We start from the raw sequence: 23,026 nt of genomic DNA on the forward strand, positions 1-23,026 counted from the left end.
TATGTGGCCATTGGGACAATATGACAGGTTAGTCCACGAAATAAAACGTCGAGAAAATATGGAGATTCCGGCTACCTTTGGTTTATTGATAGCTGACTATCGTCAACAACCATGTAAAGATTATATCTTAAATTATATTGACAGATTTGATTATAATTCAGGAAGGTTTATAAACTTTTATTTGCCTGGGTATTTGGAAGAAAATTTCAAACGAAATGATGAGAAAATAACGATAAAAGGCAAGCATTATTATTTCAATGATGAAATATATCTTGAGTTTCTGAAGAAATTAGAAGCTGATTTTGCAATTTCCTATCCCTATAATCCAGTTCTTATTTTATTGGAATATGATAGAAAGCATTTTGATAAGGCTAAACGAATAGTAATTGAATTAGATGCAAATGGTTCTGATATAAAGAAGTCAGGAGAATTGTTTGATAAGATTTTTACAATAGCAAAAGAAAATGTTGATATTAATGATTTTTCAAGAGCGTTACAAAGGAATTCATTAAAAGAAGGAATGTTAGATAAGATTATTGAAGGAGTTGATAATAGCTACCTTACAGTAATTTATAATCAAGCTAAAGATGTAATGAAGTACAATTTAAAATGAGTAAAAGGACAGCATCTAATTACAAATAAAATTATGACAGAAAAACAGCCACTCCGCATAACATTATATTCACACATCGGTACGCCCTCGGCCCGGCAGATAAGCATTTCGAGGAATTAGAAGCACCGGACACCCATCATGCGGCGGGTCGTGGATACAGGAACGTTATCGGAGATTTACTGAGAGGATGAAAATATGTTTGCTACTGCGATTCTTGATGCTTATAAAAAAGAAGAAGCTATCTACATAACTGCGGCACTTAGAGAATTATGTAGTGCAAATGACAATTATGGTTGGTCTTCTGCAGGTATTTATACATTTTGGAATTACTACACAAAGGAAGTATACTATATTGGTTTGGCGATTGATCTTGAAGAACGTTTTAAACAACATAATGGCATCATTCCGATCAATCCGAATGCATGTAAGAAAGAGAAGATCAATGAATACTTTAATACATACGATAGACTTGGGTATTCAATTTTTGTACAATCTCCTTTGTCACAACCAATTACTAGAAAGAATAAAAAACGCTGGGGTAGTATCAAAGTAGAAGATTTTCCAGTATTTGATCTAAGAAATGAAGCAGACATAGAAAATTTAAGAATAGTTGAGGGTATATTAATTGAGACCTATAAACAACGGCACGGAGATTTACCACTTTGGAATAGAGTTGGCGGCTTAGTTGATGGTCAAAGACGTGCTACATCGGGAAATTATCAAATAATAAAAAGTTTCATAGAACCATCAGTCTTAACTGCAAAATCAACATTAAGAGAAATAGCTTCTTCACCAACGATAGAAAGATACGAGAATTATTTATTTGCTGTTAGGTTCTATATGCTATATCTTGGTTATTCATACGATCAAGCATTAGATACTACAGAACGTAATGATATTTTAGGAACTTATAAAGAGATGGCGAGAAAAGGATATATAAACAAAGAACTTCAAATTTAGTGAAAATTAATACTAACTTCGAAAAGGGTTTTTCAGAAATTTTATGGAGGCAGTCCATTTGAAATTGGTTTTCTTCTTTGGGAGTTCGATAAGTGTGTATTACCTAAAACGAACCATTTTTAGTTTATAGTATTCCAGATATTGTGAGGAAGTCATATTAGAAGGCTGTTAAATGCGAAAAGTTAAAGCTACCTTTGCTACTGTTTTTATGTTAGGCAGAGCTAAGAAGCGGTTGCAAAGACTTCGTAACAGAATCAAAAATACACATTGGTTTACCGAAAATGCATGAGAAAGCAAACATCAGTAAGAAGTCGTTGACTCACTTGATTTTCTACAAGTAACTCTTGAAGTACGCAAAGGTGAAATTTGATTTTAAAAAGGAGTATAAAAAGTGGAAGAACTATTAGAAAATTTATCTAAAATTGTAGGTATACCAAGTATTGTATTTGCAATCATACTTATGATTATTAGAATAAGACCGATTACTCTGTTCACATCAAACCCAGTTGAAGTTAAAATGTTGTCAAAAGAAAAAAGATTTTCAGTTAGAATTGTTAAATACTTGTTTGAAGTTTTCATCATACTTATTATCATGTTATCAATTACTGTTAGTGTATTTAAAGAAAAGTCTATGTTTAATCCTATAATAGCAATTATATGGGGTATCTCTTTAATAGCTTTTCTTATGTTTGTTGTATCTGTATTAGAGGTAAAAAATAAAAAAATGACAGATTTAGTAAGACCTATGCCAAAAGTTTGGTCGGTTGTAGTGTTTTTAATTGTACTAATTTTTTCAGTTGGTTTTTACCTTCTTCCCTCTTACTATATTGGAGCTCAATTTTCACTTGTTCTAAATGATACAGAAAAGCTAACTATTTCAGAGATCTTCTTTATCATGAGTTTAATTTCTGCTATCTATTTAATTATTATAGTATGTTTCCTTATGCCCATTGGAAGACTATTATACCGTTTTTTTGACTTTGATAATGCACTTCCCAATTCCAATAATAAGTATGTATACTTTGAAATTGAAGAAGATGGAGAAATTGAAAGATGGTATTTAAATTATCCGATAGATAGTAAGCAGTATTACTTAACTGATTCATGTAGGTTTTCTCCTGAAACACATAGTAGATTCATAGAAATTGAAGAACTTTATAAAAAAACTTTAAAAATTCATGTTGAAACTACTTAGTATTGTGTAATATTCCACTTTCATTTGTATGCTTGTATATGTGGAGTTTTGATACTATTTTTAGCCACCGGAGATTTAAACCAATGGTAATTTTATTTAATTCGTTATCCGCATTAAAATCGTAGGATTTTCAAATACAATTGATTAAGAAAGATACAAGTGGTGTATACCATCGTGCGGCGTCTATTATTAACAAGACATGACGCAGTTTAGACCCATCTGAGAGGTGGATGTATGAGCCGGTTGCTTAACTTATTGGAAGAGGAACGGAGCAAGCTTAATCAGCTTGGAGAGCATCCTTGAAGCAAGCGATTCCGTTGTGGGAGAACCCTGAGGTTCAGGAACAGAGCCGAAGGGTGGATGAACTGGTGGTACGAGTTAGTGAGATGAAGGCAAGATATAGCCGAGTTGCACGATGATGTGAGGTACATAATGCGTAGGGGAGGAGAAGCTATGGATTTTCCACGGTGGATGCAACGAGCGATTCAAGCAAGGCTGGATGAGGTGACTGCCCGGATTGAACATGATCCTGAACTGAGTCGAGTACGTGGGGGAACAGATGAAGCATTTGAAGTTTTGTTTGCAGGTAAAGATGTCGAGCAAACACCTGAATATACCGAGTGGGAGAATCGTTATATTGTCAGCAAAGGCATAGAAAATGAGCGGTTGTATATGCAGGGGCTACGAGATGGCATTGAGCTCACAGTATCCTTGCTGGGTCAGTCGATGCCAGAGGAGACCGAGACAGAGGCTTGATCCACTAAGGCGAACCCATAAGTCAGGCGAAGCTGCCTAGATCTTAACTTAAAAACCGGAGCCGAAGCGTGAATCTATCGCTTCGGCTCCGGTTTTAATGCTCTACTTTCCCAAATTCTAAATTAAGGAAAGGAGGGCTTTGAGTATGTGTTAAGCTTAAAGAAACAAGGGTAGAAGCGAGGTATGGTTATTATGAAAAAAAGATCTAAATACTTAATCTTGCTTTTTATGTTTATTTCGATTGTGTTTATTCTGTTTTTTTTGAATTTCAACAAAAAGGAAGCCAATGAGCCAGTTGTTAATGGCAATATTATTCAAGTTAAGAACTTTGATCTGGATGCTAAATCAACGAATTTAAAGACTATGACAGAAGGGTCGATATTCGTTGAGGGTGAGAAGGAGCATATTGATCATATCAAGATAGTAGCACATTTAGAGATTGACCCCACTGACTGGGGTGGTGTTGCATTTTATATCCCTGATCAATGGAGTGTCTCCAGCATCAACAGCAGTTATCCTGAACATCAATCGAACTTAAAGCCTGCTGAGTATGTATCCACTTGGATGAATTCTTCTGATGACTCTTCATGGTGCACAATGATTGAAGTTGGGAGAGAACGAAATTACATAGCAAATGGCGGAGGTACTGGAACGATTGTGATCGAATTAAGTCCCGATAAAAAGGGGATGTCCACCTCTGAGTCATTGAAAATTGGTATTGAGGTTGGATCAGAAGAGAAAGATGGAAAGAGAGTTATGGGCACAGATTCTGTTGAAGTTCCTGTATTTTAAAGTGCTAGGTTACCTAGATATAGAAAAACAAGCCGAAGCGATGGCAATGCACGCTTCGGCTTGTTTTTTATACTTTTATTTTGACCCGTGTTACTTTTTCAATCCTTACTTCGCACTTACCGATTTAAACCATTCATTCACTTCTTGCGTGATCTGATCTCCGCCATTGGATTTCCAGTTGGCGACGAATTGGTCAAAGGCATCAACTGGCAGTTTGCCGTAGATGATTTTGTTGAAGGTTTCCATCTCGGACTGGCGGAGCAGGTTCCATTTGGATACCATGGTTGGTGTTGCAGCGCCAGTAAAGTAGTTTTGCTTACGGATGTCGATTTGCGACATGACCACTTTACCTGCATACCAGTTTTCCGGTTTGCGGAACTCGGCCATTTGTTTCTCGTAAGGTGTTTCGGGCTTCTCGCCGTCAGCCAGCTTCACGAGGGTTTTCATGAACAGATCCGGGATACGGGCTGGCCCTGTCAGGAACGGGAACTCGTTGGAGAAGTCTTTGATCTTCTCTTTGTCACTGGTTGGTTTGCCGTCTACAATATCCCAGTCGTAACCTTTGGCAAAGCCATATTCATACTCACTGCCCGCAGCCGGATTAGCCAGGTTATCGAGCAAGTAGTTGTAGTACAAGAAGATTGCTTCTGGATGCTTGGCATCTTTGTTGATCATGATGCTGGCGTTGACGCCAGAGTTCTGCCACTTCGTACCGATCTTGCCGTCTGGGCCAGCTGGAACAGGGTAAGCTTTATACTTTGAGCCAGGTACGTTCTTGAGCAGGTCAGGTGCAGGCCAGTCTGGAACCCAGTTTGCGCCAGGCAGAATGCCCGCTTTGCCAGCCGTCCAACTTTCAGCTGATTTACCTTCATCCCACAGGGCGGAGTCGGTATGGATATATCCTTTTTCCATCCATTCAGCCAGCTTGGCAAGGGCTTGTTTCGCACCCGGGTTAACGGAGCCGTACTCCAGATTGCCGTTTGCGTCTTTGTTCCATTGCTCCTCGATTGTGCCATATGCACCGAACAACCAGTCGAGTTGGCCCATCCAGGTGTTGGTGTTATTTTTCAGCGAGATCGCCAGTGGGAATACTTTGTCTGGAGACAGACCGTCCGGGTTCTCGTTTTTGAATTTGTCCATGATGTTCTCAAGGTCTGCGATGGTTTTTGGAGCTTCCAGGTTCAGCTTCTCCATCCAGTCCTCGCGGAGCCAGAGCAGTGTATCGTCGTTATCGGTGTACTCCATGATCGGCATGTTGTACTTCTTGCCGTCCTTCGTGAACGGATACCACAGTTCAGGATGTGCTGTTGCATGATCTTTCAGGGTCTGACTCGCGTACTTGTCGAACAACTCATCAATGGCGATGAATTGACCGGAGTCAATCAGCTGATTGGTCAGTACCGCATTGGTAGGTACTGTCACGAAATCAGGCAGCGTCTCGCCAGAGGCGATAGCCAGTTGCAGCTTTTGTCTGTATTGATCGTCGTTGGCCGGATACCAGGTATCTTTATGCTTCATACCCAGCGTTTCGAGCATCCAGCGATCGTGCACGTTATTTTCTTTGGTATCTCCTTGCACGTATTTCTTCGGCATCAATACCGAACTGAACTCGATGGGTGGGTCATATTTTCCTTTAGCAAAAGCAGCTTCTGCTTCAGCTGAGCCGACAGTTCCCGGCGTATTATTACCATTGTCACTGCTTGTCTCGCCACTGCCGCACGCAGTGATCGTGATGAGCGCGATAACCATGAGCAGTGACCACCATGTTTTTTTGAATTTGATCATTGTTCAATCCCCCTACGGTGTATGATCTTTACAGTGTAACTGTACCAATTTGTGCGGGAGTGCATCTATATGAGTTTGTTAGTTTCGATAGGACTCTATTAGTGAATGTTCAAATGAAGTTCAAAAAATTCGGTTTTCAGTACCGAGAAGATGGGATAAAGCTAGAAATGGAGTAGCGGAGCGTAGGCAAACTACGTGAGCAACGGACATTTCGGCTGAATTCCATATTCGATGCTGATGATGCCGTGAGGCATCCTTCGTAATCAAAAGCGGATTTTTTGAACAACCTCTAAGATGTTATTTGTGCTGGTCTCGGTACTCTTGCGGTGTAACGCCAAACTGGCGTTTGAACACTTTGATAAAATAAGCTGGGTCCATATAGCCAATCTCCATGCTGATTTCGTACACTTTTTTGGTGGTCGTGACCAGCTTGTGACAGGCCCGATCCATGCGCAGGCGTGAGATATAATCACTGATGCCTTCGCCCGTTTCGATCTTATAGATTTTGGATAAATGGGTCGGGTGCAGATTGACATGGTCAGCGAGCACACGCAAAGACACATCCAGATGCAGGTTCTTATCTGTAAAATCCTGAATCTTCTTCACATACTCGGAACGAATGTCCTTGATCTCGTTGGACGTGCCTTCCTTGAGTTTGCCCAGTACACTGAGCGACCATTTCCGCAATTTGCTGATGGTAGCGAAAACTTCCCCACTTTGCAAATCCTCGACATCATTTCCCATTAAAGTGGTCAGAGTCAACTTGTTCCGATGGGCAATATTGGTGAATGAAGCCGTAATAAGAAAACCTGCCTCCATACAGTGCTCCCATGATTCCGACCATTTCTCATCCAACTCGGCGCAGACCGCGCGTATTTTCTCCTCCGCTGCATCCCATTGTCCGCTCTCTAGCAAACTAATAAAGGTGGGCGGGGTGTACAGAACATCCAAGGGACCTTGTGCCGCAGGTGTCTCGACATCGCTGACACGCATGACAAATTCGCGTTCGTCTCCAACGATCTGCCGGAAATAAGCGGAAGCCTGACGGAAACGATCGTAGAGCTGATCCGGAAAGGTGAACCACTCGGTGATAACGATGGAGAGGGAGCCTTTCAGAAACTGTTTTACTTTGGATTGGAGCTGAATCGATAGCTTCTCCAGAATGGTTTCTTTCCCAATATCGCCTTTCCGATCTTTAAACTGAAGTAAAAACACGAGATATCCGTGCTCCTCCTTGACGCCCCAAACTTCCATAAACTCACCCATAATCTCTTCCGCCATATTGATGATCGCATATTCGATCAGGGTCTGATCATTGCTGTCATAGTGTCCGAATTCTTCTTCCAAACGAACCAACATTAATGCGGCATCGCCGGTATGGAAAGGGAGAGCGTAATTAGCGAGCTTCCGATCCCATTCCGCAGCGGCGATTCGTTGTCCTTGCAAAGCGCCTAGGAGCAGTCGTCCCCGCAAATGGGGGAGATTCTCTCGCAACGTAAACTGCGTTCGTGTCAGTGAACTGACCATTTCCCATTCGTTGTTCAATTGATCGATGGCCTTCTGGACAGCGCCCATTAATTCCTCGTCTGTCGGTGGCTTCAGCAGATAGTCCACGGCTTCGAACTGGATGGCTTTTTTGGCGTAATCAAATTCGGAATATCCGGATAACAGGATACATTTTATTTTTTTGTCCCGGATGCGGATACGTTCGATCAGTTCAATGCCCGTCATTTCAGGCATCTGGATGTCCGAGATCACGATATCGATGGGGTGGGTGTCAATCATTTGTAGTGCTTCGTGTGCCGAGTATGCTTTATGCACATGTTCGATCCCCAGTGTGTGCCATGGCTTGGTCATGGACAGGTTATCGACCCAGTGTGCTTCATCGTCTACGATCATCATTTGCATGGTGTAGTGTCTCCTTGGTGGTATATAAGTCTTAAGAGTTAAAATCAATGGATGCTTCTTGTGAACGAGGTCGCTACGGATTTGAAGGGTTCTTTCGATCGCTGTTCAAGCCCCATTTTCTGAATTTGAAGATTGGATGGTTAAAATGGTGCTTGAAAGGCGAACGCTGCGCTTCTCCAGAATCCCTTCAATCCTTCGCTTTGGTTCACGTAAAGTATAACCCTTTATTTTAAAACAAGCCCTATATAAAGGTTGAATTTGTAATAAAAGCGAAGCGTATGCTCCGATGAGGCATTCTTTCCAGAATGGTTTTCATGAGAACACTTCCGAACACTTCGTTTCTTCAGGTTTTTCTGTCCTCTGCGTTATCGTGTACATGATCTTGTTCAAAATTAAATCGTCAATTTATTGTTTGTATCGTATCAATTCGTATCGGTATTATCTTTATCGGAATTTGTGTCCTCATTTGGTATCTCCCAGATGATTTCGGTTCGGAATCCGCCAAGTGGGGATGGGCCGAATAGGAGGTAGGAATGACTGCCGAACAGGTGCGTGATTCGTTGGTGCGTATTCCAAAGGCCGCAGCCCATTTCTTCTTGTAGTGGTTCCTGCATCTTCAAGTTCAGCGCTTCGTACTGTTCCGGGCTTAAGCCAGGACCATCGTCGTCGATGTATATTCTGCCAAAACCGTTCAAGCGCTCCCCGGTAATTCGGATTTCCCCGGATGAATAGGACTTCGCCACGCCGTGAATGACGGAATTCTCAACCATCGGTTGAAGCATTAATCGTGGCACCGACTGGGCAAGCATATCCTCAGGGATATCGATGTGATACTCAATACGACCATTGCGCAGCTTCTGGATATCCAGATAGTTGATGAGCAGTTTGATCTCTTCTTGTAGTGACGACGTCTCCCGTTCCATACGGGTGGTGTAGCGATAATACGCACTTAGGTTATGCGCCATGGACACCACGGCTTGTTCGTCTTTCATCTGGGCCATGTTAATGATATAACCAAGACAATTATATAGGAAATGCGGATTGATCTGCGCTTGTAATTGCTTCAGCGTAGCTTCCCTGGCTCTAATTTTCTCATGGAACACATTCTCGATCAGATCCTGAATCTGATGGGACATATCGTTGAATCGGCGGAACAGGAATGAGAACTCATTCTGGTTTTTGCTATGCAGTCGCACAGAATAATCCCCTTGCTCGACGCGGCGTAAGCCTTTGATCAGCTTTTTGATCGGATATTGAACATTTCGGTACAGCAGGATTGACGCAGAGATACCCACCACCAGCAGCAAAATCATACAGGTGTAGAACAGATTCTGACTCAGCGAGATAGGTTTCAAAATCTGATACAGTGGAATCACGTCCACCAGATGCCAATCCAGATAAGTGGACTTCACGGAACTAACCAGATAGTTCTTACCGTTCAGCTCTACGACATCCTGTGTAGTATCTTCCGGAGAATGCGTGTCCAGATACTGAATGAGTTCTGCGGACAACTGCTTGTCCGCGCTGCGATTCAGAATGGGTGAATTTCCTTTGTGATACAAGAAAGGATCGCCTTGTCCGCCCGCTTTATACGTATCCAGCATATTTTGAATGTTCTCGTAGCTGAAGCTGGCTTCAATCACCAGATTACTTCCCGTGAGCATCCCCGGCTGTGCCAAGGAATCCGTATAGAACCAATAGAAGGAATTTAGTTCATCCTCTGATACGGCTCCTTGATCCCCATAGGTCCATCGTCCGCTCATATTTTTTTTCAGATACTCTTCATCATATCCTGTGGTTCGATTGTAGTTGGCGATGACATCCTCATTCTGCTGTGAATGCACCGCATATCGGGTGGGCCATATATCCGTAACGCCGGTTTGCAGCGTCATCTTCTCTTGTATCACATAACGGGTCTGCATCCGGTCATACCGATCATCCCACATGTTAAGGCCGTTGAATGCTCTGACATTGGGGTCTCGGGAGAGAATCAGGCTGAAATCCATCATCTGATTGATACGGGAGTCGATCTGACTGGACAGAAACGTGAGCTGTTTGGTGTTGGAGATCTGCAGTTCTTTGCTGACGACATCATAGGTGACGTTATTCGAGTAGGTGTACATGATTAGAATGGGGATGAACAAGACCACAATTAACAAGTTTATTTTGGCAAAAAGACTGAATGGGGATCTGGTTTTACCTTGAAAAGGCATTAAGCGCTTCCATATATACATGAAAAGTCTCCTTCTAATTCGTGTGTAAACTACCTCTTCTGATGATACCCTAACAAAACACTATCAAGCCTAACAATGTTATATAGCAGACCTCAGAATGGCTTGATACTATTTATATCAGAGAACCCGATCACACACAAAAACTTTTTTTGGGAACAGGAGAAGCGCTATGGAGGCTAAATTGGAGGGTAAGCGGATCCCGCAGGCAAACGTTGGGAACAAGCTGGATAAAAAGAGAAAAAAACGCTACAAACAGCCATGGATTCTGCACTTCATGGTGTTGCCGGCGGCCATTATGGTCTTTATATTTTCATACATTCCGATGTCCGGGATTTTGATGGCATTTCAAGATTATAAACCTGCACTGGGATTTTTCAATTCCGAATGGGTAGGACTGAAACACTTCAGGTACATGTGGGAAAATGATTATTTCCTGCAAATTACGTGGAACACGTTGTTCTTTGCCTGTTCCAAGATTGTCATGAACCTGATTATTCCGTTTGTATTCGCCTTATTACTTAATGAGGTACGGAAGATGGCGCTGAAAAGAACGATTCAAACGCTCGTGTATCTTCCTCACTTTCTGTCCTGGGTTACACTATCAGGCATTCTGATCGACATACTGGCCCAGACGGGTATTGTCAATCAGTTCCTGGTTTCGGTATTTGGCATCAAACCGATCTTCTTCCTGGGGGATGGCAGCTGGTTCCGCTTCACGATTATTGCGAGTGATGTCTGGAAAGAGTTTGGATTCAACACAATCATCTTCCTCGCGGCACTGTCTGGCATTAACCCTGCACTTTATGAAGCAGCTGAAGTAGATGGGGCAGGACGCTGGAAACAAACGATGTATATTACCATCCCAGCACTGATTCCCATTGGGATCGTAATCGCAACCTTGGCACTGGGTAATGTGCTTAACGCGAACTTTGACCAGATCTTTAACTTATATAGTCCGTTGATTTATCAACAAGGAGATATTATCGATACGTTTGTGTACAGAGAAGGTCTGCTTAGTGGGCAGTTCAGTTTCGCTACCGCTGTGAATCTGTTCAAATCGGTCATCAGCCTGATCCTGATTGTGATCTCGTACCGACTGGCTTACCGATTCGCCGGATATCGAATTTTCTAGAAAGGATGACAAACGAATGTACCATAAAACGATGCCTTACCGCATATTCAGCATATTCAACAATGTGTTACTGACCATCCTTTCACTGCTCTGCTTGCTGCCTTTGTATCACTTGCTCATGGTATCACTTAGCGCATCTGCACCTGCAAATGCTGGTCTCGTAACGTTCTGGCCGATTGGGTTTACACTGGAGGCGTATGCCAAGACATTTGCCAATACCAACTTCCTCTCCTCCTTATGGGTATCTGTGGAGCGGACGGTACTTGGTACTGGACTTGCGTTAATCGTCAACACGATTGCAGCCTATGCGCTTTCCAAAGAGACGCGGGTGTTCCGCGCACGTAACATCTATCTGTGGTATTTTGTCATCACGATGTTGTTCAGCGGTGGCCTCATTCCAGGGTACATCCTGATTCTGAAGCTGGGACTGATGAACACATTGCTGGCCTTGATCCTGCCAGGATTGGTTGCGGTGTTTAACATTATCTTGCTGCTGAATTTCTTCCGTACCGTTCCGAAGGATCTGGAAGAAGCGGCATTTATCGATGGCGCAGGGCACTTTAAGACGTTTATCAAAATCTATCTGCCTGTCTCCGTACCTGTTATTGCAACGGTTTCGCTCTTCATGATGGTTGGGCATTGGAACGCATACTTTGACGGGATTATCTACATCCGTGATGCGGAGAAGCTGCCACTCGCGACATTCATGCAGACGATCATCGTGCAGGCCGATATGTCGAAGCTTGATCCAGAAGCGGTGAAGAACCTGTCGCAACGGACCATTCGGGCTTCGCAGATCTTTATCAGCGCGCTGCCGATCCTGCTTGTGTATCCGTTCCTGCAACGTTATTTTGTAACGGGGATTGTGGTTGGAGCTGTTAAGGAGTAGTTGAATGTAGGGAATGAATAGGATTGTAAAATGGAGTCACTGAACTGGGGAAGGCCAGGGAGGTGGCTTCTTTTTGGTGTATGGATAAAGAACGTTGCACATATGTAGTGTATTACCTTTATTTGAATAAAATGGTACGAGGATAGCTGATTGAAAGTTATTTTTATTATTCATATAAGAGGGTGTGTACGAAGTGAAAAAAATGATAATCGTTACTCTTGCTTTGTCGTTAGTAAGCGCTTCTCTTGCTTTTGCAGCGACAAGCGCACCACAGAAGATAAGTATATTTTTGAATGGAAAAGAACTAAAGACCAGGGCAGGGACAGAAGTCAAAATAATTGACAATCATGCTTATATCCCGGCCAGTGTTCTTCGTGATGCAAGATTTGCGGTAGAGTATAAGAATTCCAAGCTTAATCTAGTGAATAGTTATTCTCATTACACTAAAAATTTAATAGAGATGCATCTTTCCAATCATGAATTTACAAGCAAATTCAACAAGATCGAGCAAGAAGTGGTTGATGTTCTTAGTAAAGTGATATTAGAAGAGCAAGTTGACATCTCCAGATTACAACAGTTAATAAAGGAAGCCGAATTTAAGGGCTGGATCCGTCCAGAGGTGTTTACTCCAGTACAAGACTATAATTCCTTTGATTTTTCTGATGCGGGTTATAGTGTGGAATCATATAAAAAAGCGAGTACTGAGTTAATAGCCTATGTTAATACCGGGGACAAGGAAAGATTAAAGTCTTTCCACGAAGAGAGAAAAAAGGCGCTTGAGTATTACGATTCTTACACATATATGTATGATCGTATTTTTAAATTGAGCTATATTAGTGCAACAAAATAGGAAGAAAATAGTAATGATGATAAGTGCGGGAGGGAATTCAAAATGGAATTTAGAAGAATAACTTGGGATAATTTTATCGAATGTATTGAACTTAAAGTCACTCCAGACCAACAAAGATTCATATCCTCGAACCAACATGCACTTGCTGAAGCGTACGTTGCCTCAGATGAGGGGCAGATTATTATTACTTTTGCAGTCTATAAGGAAGACAATATGGTAGGTTTTATTTCGATGTACTATGATGACGGGGATGGCAATTTTGATTATAGCAGTTATGGCATCTTCAAGATGATGATTGACCAGCGATACCAAGGTAAGGGATATGGTAAAGAAATGGTAGTAAAAGCAATCGAGTATGCGAGAACTTTCCCACGTGGAAAAGCCAAAGTTGTAGAACTCACCTACAAACCTGAAAATGTCGTTGCGAAGAAGATCTATGACTCTCTTGGTTTTATTCAAACTGGTGAAATATTGGCATGTGGCGAAGTACAGGCGGTATTAACTTTGTAATTGTCCGTTACAGCTCCAATCCTGCTCTTTCTTCATGAAATTTACACCTTGATTTGGGCTATTCAAATCACCTATTTCCGAATCGGGCGAAGTCCAAATTGAGAGAGGATGAATACGATGATGGATCAAAACTTGAAACAAGCAACAGTCAGGGGAGAAACTTCGCTAGGTATTGAATTTGGATCCACACGAATCAAAGCTGTACTCATGGATCACCATTTTAATACCATCTGTTCAAGCAGTTATGAGTGGGAAAATCAATTGATTGGCGGTTACTGGACTTACCATATGGATGAAATGATTCATGGGTTGCAACAAACTTATCATCAATTAAAGCAAGAGATTGAAAAAAATTATGGTGTAACGATACAAAAAATTGGCTCAATCGGATGTTCTGCTATGATGCAGGGTTATATTGCACTTGATCAAAATGGGGAGTTATTGGTTCCGTTTCGTACATGGCGTAATGCCACAACGGGGAAGGCTGCATCAGAGCTAACCGAGAAATTCCAGTTTAAAATTCCAGAGCGATGGAGCATCGCACATTTGTATCAAGCGATTTTGAACGGAGAAGAGCATGTTACGAACATCAATTATATTACGACGTTATCGGGTTACATACATCGGCTGTTAACTGGCAGTAAAGCTATTGGTATAGGGGATGCCTCAGGTATGTTCCCAATTGATGAATCCACACTGGGATATCATGAAGATATGTTGAAGAAGTTTGACGATATAATTGCCGACAAAGGCTACCCGTGGAATCTTAAAGATATTTTACCTAAAGTGTACACTGCCGGTGAACATGCCGGATATCTTAGTGAAGCTGGTGCACGATTGTTAGATCCATCAGGTAACTTGGAATCCAATATTCCACTGTGCCCTCCGGAAGGCGATGCTGGAACAGGCATGGTCGCTACGAATAGTGTCCAAAAACGTACGGGTAACATTTCCGTAGGTACATCGATTTTTGCCATGATTGTATTAGATAAAAACCTATCTACGGTATACCCTGAGATCGACATCGTGACTACACCTGATGGCAATCCTGTGGCTATGGTTCTTGCGAATAACTGCTCCAGCGATATTAATGCCTGGGTCGACTTGTTCCGTGAGTTTTATGAGGCGATGGGACAGAAGCCCGATATGAACCAGTTATTCAGTGTGTTGTTCAATGAAGCGCTGAAAGCTGACGCTGATGGCGGTGGCTTACTGAGCTATGGCTACTATTCAGGCGAGAACATTACAGGAATTGCAAAAGGTCGTCCGTTGTTCGTACGTTCTCCAGAGAGCCGCTTCAATCTGGCAAACTTTATGAGAGTCCATCTATTTGCTGCGTTTGCTGCACTAAGACTCGGGCTGGATATTCTCACACAGAAGGAGCACGTAACGATTGAGCACATTTGGGCGCATGGCGGATTGTTCAAAACCCCACGAGTCGCTCAAAAAATGTGCGCATCCGCACTGAATATTCCCGTTTCGGTCATGTCTACCGCTGGTGAAGGTGGCGCATGGGGAATGGCTATTTTGGCTTCCTACATGGTTAATAAGCAGCAGAACGAGGGTTTGGCGGAGTACCTTACTACCAAGGTGTTTATTGATGCAGAAGGACAAGAGGTTTCACCGAATAGCGCGGATGTGAATGGATTTGCCTTGTTCATAGAGCGTTACACGGAAGGACTGGCCATTGAGCAGTCAGCAGTAGATCATTTCGTGGAAAATGGGAAGAAAGCCTGAGATGTAATCATATTTCTTGAACAGAGGAAATTGGAATGAAGCCCGTTGCCTACACTATGATGCCCTGTTATAATTTCGATATATCTATCGTATTGGGGGTTATGACGTGGCAATATGGATAATGCCGGATTGCTCGTTCGCTAGAAAGCCTTACGCAAAGCCTGAATAGGGGCGGACTTTGTGTAGGGCGCGACAAAATGAGATTGTTGCCCTGAAATCAATATCAACATAATGTTACATCCCGCAGGCTTTGCACCTTATTTGTTCTTCCAATAAAAATAAGGGGCTGAACGCCATGCAAACACCATTTATTCAGAATCATCAATTTAATTATATTCAAAAACAAGCTGATTTCCTGCTCAAAACGCTACGCTCGGTTGTGGATCGAAAAGTATTGGAAACCGTCCGTTATACGGCCGGCACCAATGCGGTGAGCATCTTCGATGAACTCACTTTGGAGCAGAAGCAACTGCTGGAGCAGTTATCCACGTATGAGACGACACATGAATTACAGACGTATCTGAATCAGCTTGAATCATATCTGATTCCATATCCGCAAGTATCGGCAAAGCAGATCCAAAAGCTGTTTCCAAAGGCCAAAAAGCTCAAAGTGCCGGATCTGGAGTTAGTCGATTACGCACGTACTACCTATCTGAGATGGACTGACATTGCGACGAGCCGTTTGTTCATCGTGTACCCGTACGAAGGCAGATTCCTCGGTATTGAGGGACGGATTACACCCACGAACAAAAAAGGGTACTGCATGTTCTGTCATCGTCATCAGGAGCTTGGATTCTTCAACGTGAAGACCAAGGCTCATTCGCCAGATAACTTTTCTTCCATTGCCCAGTACGTATGCATGGATAACACAGCTTGCAACCATAGCATTACCGATATCACTATGCTGGAGAAGTTTCTTCTCTCGACAGTAAAATAATGCAAGACACACAGGCAGGGTCGCTCTTCGGAGCGACCTTTTTGCCGTGTTCAAGCGTAGTGATTCGCCATTGAACGTACCACTAAACTTCAGAATTCATATTCGGGTCATACCTTTTTTCTCATACGATCATGGAGTCGGAGTATCGTTGGCATAGTTCAGTCCCAAGTGATGTGCATGATTCAGCAGTGCCTCATAATGCTCAGGCTTGGATTCCAACGTTTCATATAAAAACTCAACCCTCGAGTGGGACACGCCGCAATAATCGGCAATCCCCACATTGAGCAGGTTGGCGATCGATTGACCATAGTTGCGCTTCTGCATCTGTTCTTCCGTCACACCCGAAAGAGAGATCCACAATATCTGCTGATGAGGGAGCTTGTTCGCGCCGTAGGCAAATCCGTTGTTCATGACACGATCCACATAACCTTTCAACATGGCTGGCAGATGCCACCACCAGAGAGGAAACACAAAAGCCACAGCATCGTGTTTCTTCAACCGCTCCATCTCCGTCTCAACCTCAGGCGAGAATACCTGATTTTCTTGGGTATAGTCTGGTTCATCCATCTCTCGGAGAATTGGGTCGAAGCCAATCCCATGCAAATCCAATATCTCATAACCGTGACCAGCATCGGTAAGACCCTGTGCAAAACGTTGAGCTACCTGAAAGGTCAAGGAGTCTTTTCTTGGGTGGGATACTACAACGAGTACGTTCATCTTATCTTTCACTACCTTTCTGGATTGCAGTCTTGTAGCCATAAATCAGTGGCTGATGCTATTATAAACAGGTATGAAAACATCTGGAAGTACGCACTTTGATGTTCTATAGGAAGAATGAAGTGCCATAGGAACATTAAAGTACTCTAAATGGATGGCTCGAAATGGGCTTGAATAATAGAAAGAAGAGTAGCAAAGAGTTTATATTTTCACTTGGGATACAGCCTATTTATGGAGGGGTTCAAAAATGACAGAACATGGAGAAATGAGTGCTCCAAAAAAATATAAAGTAGGCGTGGAAGCGGCCTTGGAAGTAATGGGTGGGAAGTGGAAGCCTTTGATTATTTATCATTTGATGACAGGACGGAAACGCACGTCGGAGCTTCGGCGGTTAATACCGGACATTACGCAAAAGATGCTGACAACACAGCTCAGAGGACTTGAAAAGGATGAGATCATACAGCGCAAGGTATATTCAGAGGTACCTCCCAAAGTGGAATATGAGTTAACGGACTACGGATGGGGACTCAAGCCCGCGCTGGACCATTTATGTTATTGGGGAGAAGAGCATCTGGACAAAATCCACGGGGATAAGTTTAAAGTATTGGAGGATTTCGATTCTCAGGAAAGTTGAAGAGAGGGGCACGAGAAGGTGGATGGTGCAGAGCATGTGAAACAGGTAGTTCCCATTCGTTGTGAAGGCATTGCTGTAGTTCTATTGAAGAAAAGCCTCGATCAATACCGTGTACTGATGCTAAAGCGGGCTGGTCGTATGTTGCATAACGAGTGGTGTTATGTTGGCGGCGGGATAGAAAAGAGCGAGAAGGCATGGGAAGCTGCACTCAGAGAAGTTCATGAGGAAACAGGTATTACGGAAGTCCGGTTGTATTCTGCCAATCAATTCGAACAATATTATTCACCCATGGGGGAGTATATCTATACCGCTCCCGTATTCGTAGGATATGTGGATGAAGGCCAGGTTGTCCGGTTAAATCATGAACATATCGAGTACCAATGGATGACGTTTGACGAAGCTAAAGAAAATGCGGCATTGCCCGGAATTGATGATATTTTGGATTTTGTTGAAAAGCATTTTGCCAGAAAAGCCCCTTCCGAGTGGCTTCGGATTAATGAAGAGAATAATTAGGAGGTGGAACTCATCACATACAAGACGATTTATCCAAGAGCATGGTTGAGCCTATTATGTATGTTAGTTATTGAAGCTATGTTTTTCAGAAATATTATTTATGATGAAAATGGTATTATGAAGTACTTCCTGATCGTTATATTGACCTTTATTCTCGGTTATATCGTTTTTCTGCTCTGGCGTTTGTTTTTCACTAAACCCAGTATTACGCTGGAAAGCGATCATGTGATTTCTATGAGAAATCAGAGATATGATGCATCTCAGATTGAGTGTATTTATATGAATTACAGACGGATTGGCATCAAACTCTATGGTAAACGGTTAGTGCCGATGGATCTATGTTTTTATTTTCAACGAGGTCAGGAGTCCGCAGGAGTAGAATCAGTGTATGAATGGGCGGCGCGAAATGACAAAGAGATTAAACATAAATTTTTTCAAACCGTGGGGTAGAACAGTTCGTTTGTTGAGTATAAGGAATCGTTAGGGCTGAAGATTTTGGAGGAGTAGCGATGCAAACAATAGAGCAGTTTCTAACGAGATCAGGTCTATGCTTCAATAGCAAAGTAGATTCTATAAATCAGCAGGAGAGATGCATATGAAATATTTAACAAAAGAATGGTATGAGCTTTGTCAGCAGACACATCTTCATTTTGGTTTAAGAGTACATAACGGAGCTTACGAGTCAGATGAGGATCTATTTTTAAGGCTGTATAAAAGAAAGGAAAAAGCACATGTGAAGCAGGAGCGAGAGCAATATAACTTGGACCCACGTTTCATGCTGGAGCATGATGGTCAAGTACTTACTCGCGTAGACAAAGCTTTCGGTGAGGAAGAAGTGACTGAAGAGGATCAGATCGTATTTCACATGCCTCCGGAAGAACGAGCGCATATAGAGAAACTCATTGCAGAATATGATGTACGTCCTCCGTTTGATGAGAAGAAATGTAAGGAAGAGTACAAAGAATCGATGGAGTGGAATTTTCAATACAAGGCGGAGAATTACCACAGGAAATCGTTGAACAAATTGCGGATATCCGTGTATTTACGTTGGGTTATTGCACGAGAGAAGTTATGCTCCAGCTGAATAAACAGAGTGTAGAGAATAGAAGAGAAATGGAACGCATATCGAAAGAATTTAGAGAAGTGATGATGGCACAGGATATTACAGATGAAATACATGGGCGGATTCAATACCATGATTGTACAGTGACAGAACTGCTGACGGGTGGTGAGGTGGTCATTCGTTTTGACACCCGTGGGGGCTTCACCAATATAAATAAACTTACGCTGGTTGCGTCCGAAATCATCAAGCAAGACGGTGGGATTGTAGGCAGTTACTGGCTATATCAAGAGCTGTATCGGATGGATAACGGATATGAGCTTCATGTTTTATTTGATGGTGCGAATATGCCTGAATTGATTGTTCGCTGTGCTGACATTCTCGTAGAGGTAGAATGAGAGAGGCCAAGAGGATGAATATGGAGGGAATAGAGATGGAATGGACCACCAGTACCTTTGGTTATTTATCTACTCCCGTATTTGTCGTGGGCATTGCATGTTACTTCTTTCCTGATTTTCTATACAAAATATTTGTCCTGATAAGATATCGAGAAATAAAACCGAATTACGAGTTTGAAGATAACCCTCCTAACAGTGATATCCCTAAACATATCGAAATAATATTAAAAGTACTAGGCACCATAATGGTTATACTAGGGACCATATGGTTTTGGTTTTCGAAAGAGTTTTATAACTTATTATTTTGACAGCAAGGAGTTGGACACCATTTTTGAATTTATCTGGACTGTAGTGATCTCAATTATAAGTTTAATTGTCGTTCTTATCTTTGCTGCAATTGTACGTTATGCGATAGATTCATCCAAAACATCGAAAAAGCTGGATGTATTGATCAAAGAAGTACACTATCTGAAAACTGAAATTAAAAAAATGCAACACCATAAGCAGCAAGATGGTAGCAAGCATATTATTGACGAAAAAGTATAGATGAACGACTTGAAATTTTTCTAAGAAGGGAACGGACCATGATGAAACCACAGGGAAACGTACAAGCTGTTTTTATAGACAGAGATGGAACAATTGGTGGTACAGGTCATTTTATTCATCCGAGAGATTTCAGATTATACCCCAATGCTCAAGAAGCAATTATGCATTTAAAGCGAGAAGGAATTATGGTACTGGCTTTTACAAATCAATATCGAATCTCACGTGGAGAAGCAAGTGTTGAGGATTTTGAAGAGCAATTTCGTGAGTATGGATTTGATCACTCCTATATATGTCCGCATGAGCAAGAATGCAGTTGCAGAAAGCCCAAACCCGGAATGTTATTACGGGCATCAGAGGAATACGGTCTGGATCTATCCAAATGCATCGTTATTGGAGATGTAGGAGATACAGATATGCTTGCTGCCCATGCCGTAGGAGCGATCAAGATCATGGTGAGAACAGGCTGGGGAGAATCTTCATTAACGAAATTCAGAGACAAATGGACGGAGACCGAGCCTGATTATATCGCAGAAGATATTTGGGATGCAGTACAATGGGTCATTCATGGAAGTGAATTCAGAAAATAATTTTTAGCGCCAACCAAGAAGAACGAGCCCATTTTGAAAGATAAGCCACTGTGCGATTGAAATCTAAACTCACCTTATGTTTACCATTTACCAAATGAATTCAGATCCTAGTTATTATGAGGAGAACCATATGTTAATTAATCCAACGATTAATGAGATCAATGACTTATTCAAGATGCATTCTATCAACGAAGAAATATCTGAAATTCAAAGTTTGTCAGGTACCACAGCTGGACGTATTTATCGGTTGAGTACGGGTCTGAACAGGCACTATATTCTGAAATCAGATGAACCCGAACAGATTCACATCGCCCAGCAGTTTTTGGATACGTATAAGAATTCTTCGTTATTGCCTGAAGTTTTGTACACTGACCCGGCTAACACTTATTTTATCTATACGTATATGGAAGGTACGACCCATTTCAACCGGGGCCTGAAGAGAGAATGGTTAACTCGTCTGGTGAAAGAGTTATTCAATACATATGTGCTTTCTACAGATACGAAATCATGGGGCAGAATAGAGCTCCCGCAGAGGACATGGAAAGAATTCAATCAGATTAGTATTCATGAAGCAAAGATGAATATCGGAAGTGTTTTAACGACAGATGATTATAATCTGGTTCAATCCAAAGTGGATCGTCTTTTTCATGAGGAAGAAGAAAAATTTCTTTTACATGGCGATACGGGGGTTCATAATTTTGTATATGATCAAAATGAACTCATCGGCGTTATTGACCCATCTCCAATGGTTGGACCTATCCTCTATGATTTCTTGTATGCTTTTAGCTCTTCGCCGGATGATATCAACACCGAAACATTATTTGCTACGTTCGAACTTTTAGAGCAAGTAGATATGGATAAATCCAGATTGATAGAGGAAGCTCTGGTCCATCTATATTGCCGAATTGGGCTGAGTAACAAGCATCATCCTGATGATCTGCCTGAGTATTTGAAGGCTTGGCATGAATGGAAACGACTATGTCATGAATTTTGAACTAGCAAAGCTTTAAAGCTATTGCAAATGCCGTAGTTCAGACTATACAAGACAGGAGAGATATCACAAGTTGGATAACAAAAATAGTTTGCATAGTCCGAATGGATGGACCTCCGATATGCTTCATGGCGACTTACTTGCCAGTAAAGAACTTATCTATGACAAGTGTGGCTTTATCTGCTCACAACCATATGAAGAAGCACAAAATGCTGAATATGGTGCATATGTGTTCACCATTCGATTTCGCGTCGCAAAAACCACCCCAACCAAGATTGGACAATTTGTTACCCTGTGGCAGCGGAGTGAGGATGGATCGACACAGCCAAATGATGGATCAGATTCAGCAGATGTGTATGTCATTAGTACGCGCATAGGTAGCCACTTTGGTCAATTTGTATTTCCGAAGCATGTATTGTTACAGCGAGATATCCTATCGGATCAAGGCAAAGGTGGCAAGCGCGCAATACGTGTATATCCGCCTTGGGACAAACCAACAAGTAAACAGGCTCTAAAAACGCAGCAATGGCAGCTGGAATACTTCTTGGAAGTACCTTTTACCGAACCATTGAACTGTGATCAAGCCCGGGTACTTTATGGCACCAAACGATTGAAGTAAGTGATAAAGTAGCCCAGCATCTCCAAACTCTTCTCCTCTGAATATCAGCTTGTCACCGATCTTTTCGTCATATCTCCTCTAATCGTTATTTCCCAGTACTGAAGCATGTGTTATGTCCTCCATTTGTTAGAATAGTGAACGTCAGTTCAGTTGATTTTTTTGAAATTTGTGCTTGCCTTAATGTGAACATTAAGCCTTAGGATGTAAAAAAACCGGCCAAATGCATCCAAAATGAATATAAAGGTGGAGTCAGCAGTATGGCTTTCTCGATAAAAGAAGCTTCGGAGCAGCTGGGTTGTCCTGCACATAAAATTCGTTACTACGAGAAGGAGGGAATGCTCCCTTACATTCAACGGGATCAACATAGAAATCGGATGTTCGAGGAAGAACATCTGGATTGGATGAGACTGATGTCCTGTTTCAGGGCAACGGGTATGAAAGTATCTACACTGAAACAGATGGTTAGTCTGGCACTGGACGGGGATTCAACGATTCCACAACGGAAAGCGATCCTTCACGAATATAAGCGCCATAATTATGAATTGTATGGCGTTTTTTGGCATTTTCGGCTGGGAAAACAAAAAACGCATGTTCAGAATCGGTTCAGAATCGTTTGTTATAATTCACGTGAAGTTTCAAATTTTAAATGTAAATGAGGAGGAA

Annotated in this window: 25 protein-coding genes; 21 read left to right on the plus strand and 4 right to left on the minus strand. The window is 42.0% G+C overall.

The features are described 5' to 3' along the window. Position 1 precedes the first annotated feature (1 nt). From MHI55_RS08575 to MHI55_RS08595, 5 genes are all read left to right on the plus strand, one after another. Positions 2-613 (plus strand): hypothetical protein, encoded by a 612-nt coding sequence (locus MHI55_RS08575; RefSeq protein ID WP_340389711.1) that lies wholly within the window; start codon positions 2-4, stop codon positions 611-613. Between the two features lie 195 nt (positions 614-808). Beyond that, on the plus strand, positions 809-1,573 hold the full coding sequence (locus tag MHI55_RS08580; RefSeq protein WP_340389713.1) for a GIY-YIG nuclease family protein: 765 nt from the start codon (positions 809-811) through the stop codon (positions 1,571-1,573). Positions 1,574-1,964: 391 nt separating this feature from the next. After that, positions 1,965-2,768 carry a hypothetical protein gene (locus tag MHI55_RS08585; protein ID WP_340389715.1) on the plus strand — a complete coding sequence of 268 codons (804 nt, stop codon included), beginning with the start codon at positions 1,965-1,967 and terminating at the stop codon, positions 2,766-2,768. A 453-nt stretch (positions 2,769-3,221) separates the two neighbouring features. Further along, the gene (locus MHI55_RS08590; RefSeq protein WP_340389717.1) at positions 3,222-3,524 is read left to right on the plus strand and encodes a hypothetical protein; all 303 of its coding nucleotides are present in this window, start codon (positions 3,222-3,224) and stop codon (positions 3,522-3,524) included. Positions 3,525-3,716: 192 nt separating this feature from the next. After that, on the plus strand, positions 3,717-4,316 hold the full coding sequence (locus tag MHI55_RS08595) for a hypothetical protein (RefSeq protein WP_340389719.1): 600 nt from the start codon (positions 3,717-3,719) through the stop codon (positions 4,314-4,316). A gap of 105 nt (positions 4,317-4,421) precedes the next feature. Here the strand turns inward: MHI55_RS08595 and MHI55_RS08600 are convergent, their stop codons facing one another. The 3 genes from MHI55_RS08600 to MHI55_RS08610 all read right to left on the minus strand — a co-directional run bounded on the left by MHI55_RS08600 (position 4,422) and on the right by MHI55_RS08610 (position 10,243). Beyond that, positions 4,422-6,101 carry an ABC transporter substrate-binding protein gene (locus MHI55_RS08600; RefSeq protein WP_340389721.1) on the minus strand — a complete coding sequence of 560 codons (1,680 nt, stop codon included), beginning with the start codon at positions 6,099-6,101 and terminating at the stop codon, positions 4,422-4,424. Positions 6,102-6,398: 297 nt separating this feature from the next. Continuing rightward, positions 6,399-8,009, minus strand: coding sequence for a response regulator (locus MHI55_RS08605; RefSeq protein ID WP_340389723.1), 1,611 nt, complete (start codon positions 8,007-8,009; stop codon positions 6,399-6,401). A gap of 422 nt (positions 8,010-8,431) precedes the next feature. Further along, positions 8,432-10,243: a histidine kinase gene (locus MHI55_RS08610; protein ID WP_340389725.1), complete on the minus strand. Its 1,812-nt coding sequence runs from the start codon at positions 10,241-10,243 to the stop codon at positions 8,432-8,434. Between the two features lie 274 nt (positions 10,244-10,517). On the opposite strand from MHI55_RS08610, the gene MHI55_RS08615 reads away from it, so the two are divergent. The 6 genes from MHI55_RS08615 (at position 10,518) to MHI55_RS08640 (ending at position 16,298) form a co-directional block, all read left to right on the plus strand. Beyond that, complete coding sequence (locus MHI55_RS08615; protein WP_179087181.1) at positions 10,518-11,375, plus strand: ABC transporter permease subunit; 858 nt, start codon at positions 10,518-10,520, stop codon at positions 11,373-11,375. 16 nt (positions 11,376-11,391) lie between these two features. Continuing rightward, entirely contained in the window at positions 11,392-12,264 is an 873-nt protein-coding gene (locus MHI55_RS08620) for a carbohydrate ABC transporter permease (RefSeq protein WP_017689839.1), read from the plus strand. Positions 12,265-12,457: 193 nt separating this feature from the next. Next, positions 12,458-13,114 carry a hypothetical protein gene (locus MHI55_RS08625; protein WP_076318199.1) on the plus strand — a complete coding sequence of 219 codons (657 nt, stop codon included), beginning with the start codon at positions 12,458-12,460 and terminating at the stop codon, positions 13,112-13,114. Positions 13,115-13,156: 42 nt separating this feature from the next. Then, entirely contained in the window at positions 13,157-13,624 is a 468-nt protein-coding gene (locus MHI55_RS08630; RefSeq protein WP_076252701.1) for a GNAT family N-acetyltransferase, read from the plus strand. Between the two features lie 120 nt (positions 13,625-13,744). Further along, entirely contained in the window at positions 13,745-15,361 is a 1,617-nt protein-coding gene (locus MHI55_RS08635) for an FGGY-family carbohydrate kinase (RefSeq protein WP_340390583.1), read from the plus strand. Between the two features lie 295 nt (positions 15,362-15,656). Then, positions 15,657-16,298: a FusB/FusC family EF-G-binding protein gene (locus MHI55_RS08640; RefSeq protein ID WP_340389727.1), complete on the plus strand. Its 642-nt coding sequence runs from the start codon at positions 15,657-15,659 to the stop codon at positions 16,296-16,298. A gap of 129 nt (positions 16,299-16,427) precedes the next feature. Here MHI55_RS08640 and MHI55_RS08645 read toward each other — a convergent pair whose 3' ends face one another. Further along, a complete protein-coding gene (locus tag MHI55_RS08645) occupies positions 16,428-17,015 on the minus strand; it encodes an NAD(P)H oxidoreductase (protein WP_340390584.1) in 588 nt (195 codons plus the stop codon). A gap of 247 nt (positions 17,016-17,262) precedes the next feature. Between MHI55_RS08645 and MHI55_RS08650 the strand changes: the two genes are divergently transcribed. The 10 genes from MHI55_RS08650 to MHI55_RS08695 all read left to right on the plus strand — a co-directional run bounded on the left by MHI55_RS08650 (position 17,263) and on the right by MHI55_RS08695 (position 23,019). Continuing rightward, positions 17,263-17,649: a helix-turn-helix domain-containing protein gene (locus tag MHI55_RS08650; RefSeq protein ID WP_340389729.1), complete on the plus strand. Its 387-nt coding sequence runs from the start codon at positions 17,263-17,265 to the stop codon at positions 17,647-17,649. An 18-nt stretch (positions 17,650-17,667) separates the two neighbouring features. Then, positions 17,668-18,162: an NUDIX domain-containing protein gene (locus MHI55_RS08655; protein WP_340389731.1), complete on the plus strand. Its 495-nt coding sequence runs from the start codon at positions 17,668-17,670 to the stop codon at positions 18,160-18,162. Between the two features lie 3 nt (positions 18,163-18,165). Next, on the plus strand, positions 18,166-18,612 hold the full coding sequence (locus tag MHI55_RS08660; protein ID WP_340389733.1) for a hypothetical protein: 447 nt from the start codon (positions 18,166-18,168) through the stop codon (positions 18,610-18,612). Positions 18,613-18,757: 145 nt separating this feature from the next. Next, positions 18,758-19,246 carry a hypothetical protein gene (locus tag MHI55_RS08665; RefSeq protein WP_256720092.1) on the plus strand — a complete coding sequence of 163 codons (489 nt, stop codon included), beginning with the start codon at positions 18,758-18,760 and terminating at the stop codon, positions 19,244-19,246. After that, positions 19,135-19,620: a DUF4085 family protein gene (locus tag MHI55_RS08670; RefSeq protein ID WP_256720088.1), complete on the plus strand. Its 486-nt coding sequence runs from the start codon at positions 19,135-19,137 to the stop codon at positions 19,618-19,620. Before MHI55_RS08665 ends, MHI55_RS08670 begins: the two co-directional genes overlap by 112 nt. Positions 19,621-19,938: 318 nt before the next feature. Beyond that, positions 19,939-20,166, plus strand: a complete 228-nt coding sequence (locus MHI55_RS08675; RefSeq protein WP_180361891.1) for a hypothetical protein — start codon at positions 19,939-19,941, stop codon at positions 20,164-20,166. A 38-nt stretch (positions 20,167-20,204) separates the two neighbouring features. Next, positions 20,205-20,753 (plus strand): HAD-IIIA family hydrolase, encoded by a 549-nt coding sequence (locus tag MHI55_RS08680; protein WP_076252687.1) that lies wholly within the window; start codon positions 20,205-20,207, stop codon positions 20,751-20,753. A gap of 130 nt (positions 20,754-20,883) precedes the next feature. After that, positions 20,884-21,747, plus strand: coding sequence for a phosphotransferase (locus MHI55_RS08685; RefSeq protein WP_076252685.1), 864 nt, complete (start codon positions 20,884-20,886; stop codon positions 21,745-21,747). A gap of 70 nt (positions 21,748-21,817) precedes the next feature. Beyond that, entirely contained in the window at positions 21,818-22,363 is a 546-nt protein-coding gene (locus MHI55_RS08690; RefSeq protein WP_076252682.1) for a MepB family protein, read from the plus strand. A 257-nt stretch (positions 22,364-22,620) separates the two neighbouring features. Further along, positions 22,621-23,019 (plus strand): MerR family transcriptional regulator, encoded by a 399-nt coding sequence (locus MHI55_RS08695; protein ID WP_083684648.1) that lies wholly within the window; start codon positions 22,621-22,623, stop codon positions 23,017-23,019. Positions 23,020-23,026: the final 7 nt, after the last annotated feature.

This window comes from Paenibacillus sp. FSL E2-0151 (genome assembly GCF_037993015.1).
In the GTDB taxonomy this organism is placed as follows: Bacteria; Bacillota; Bacilli; order Paenibacillales; family Paenibacillaceae; genus Paenibacillus; species Paenibacillus amylolyticus.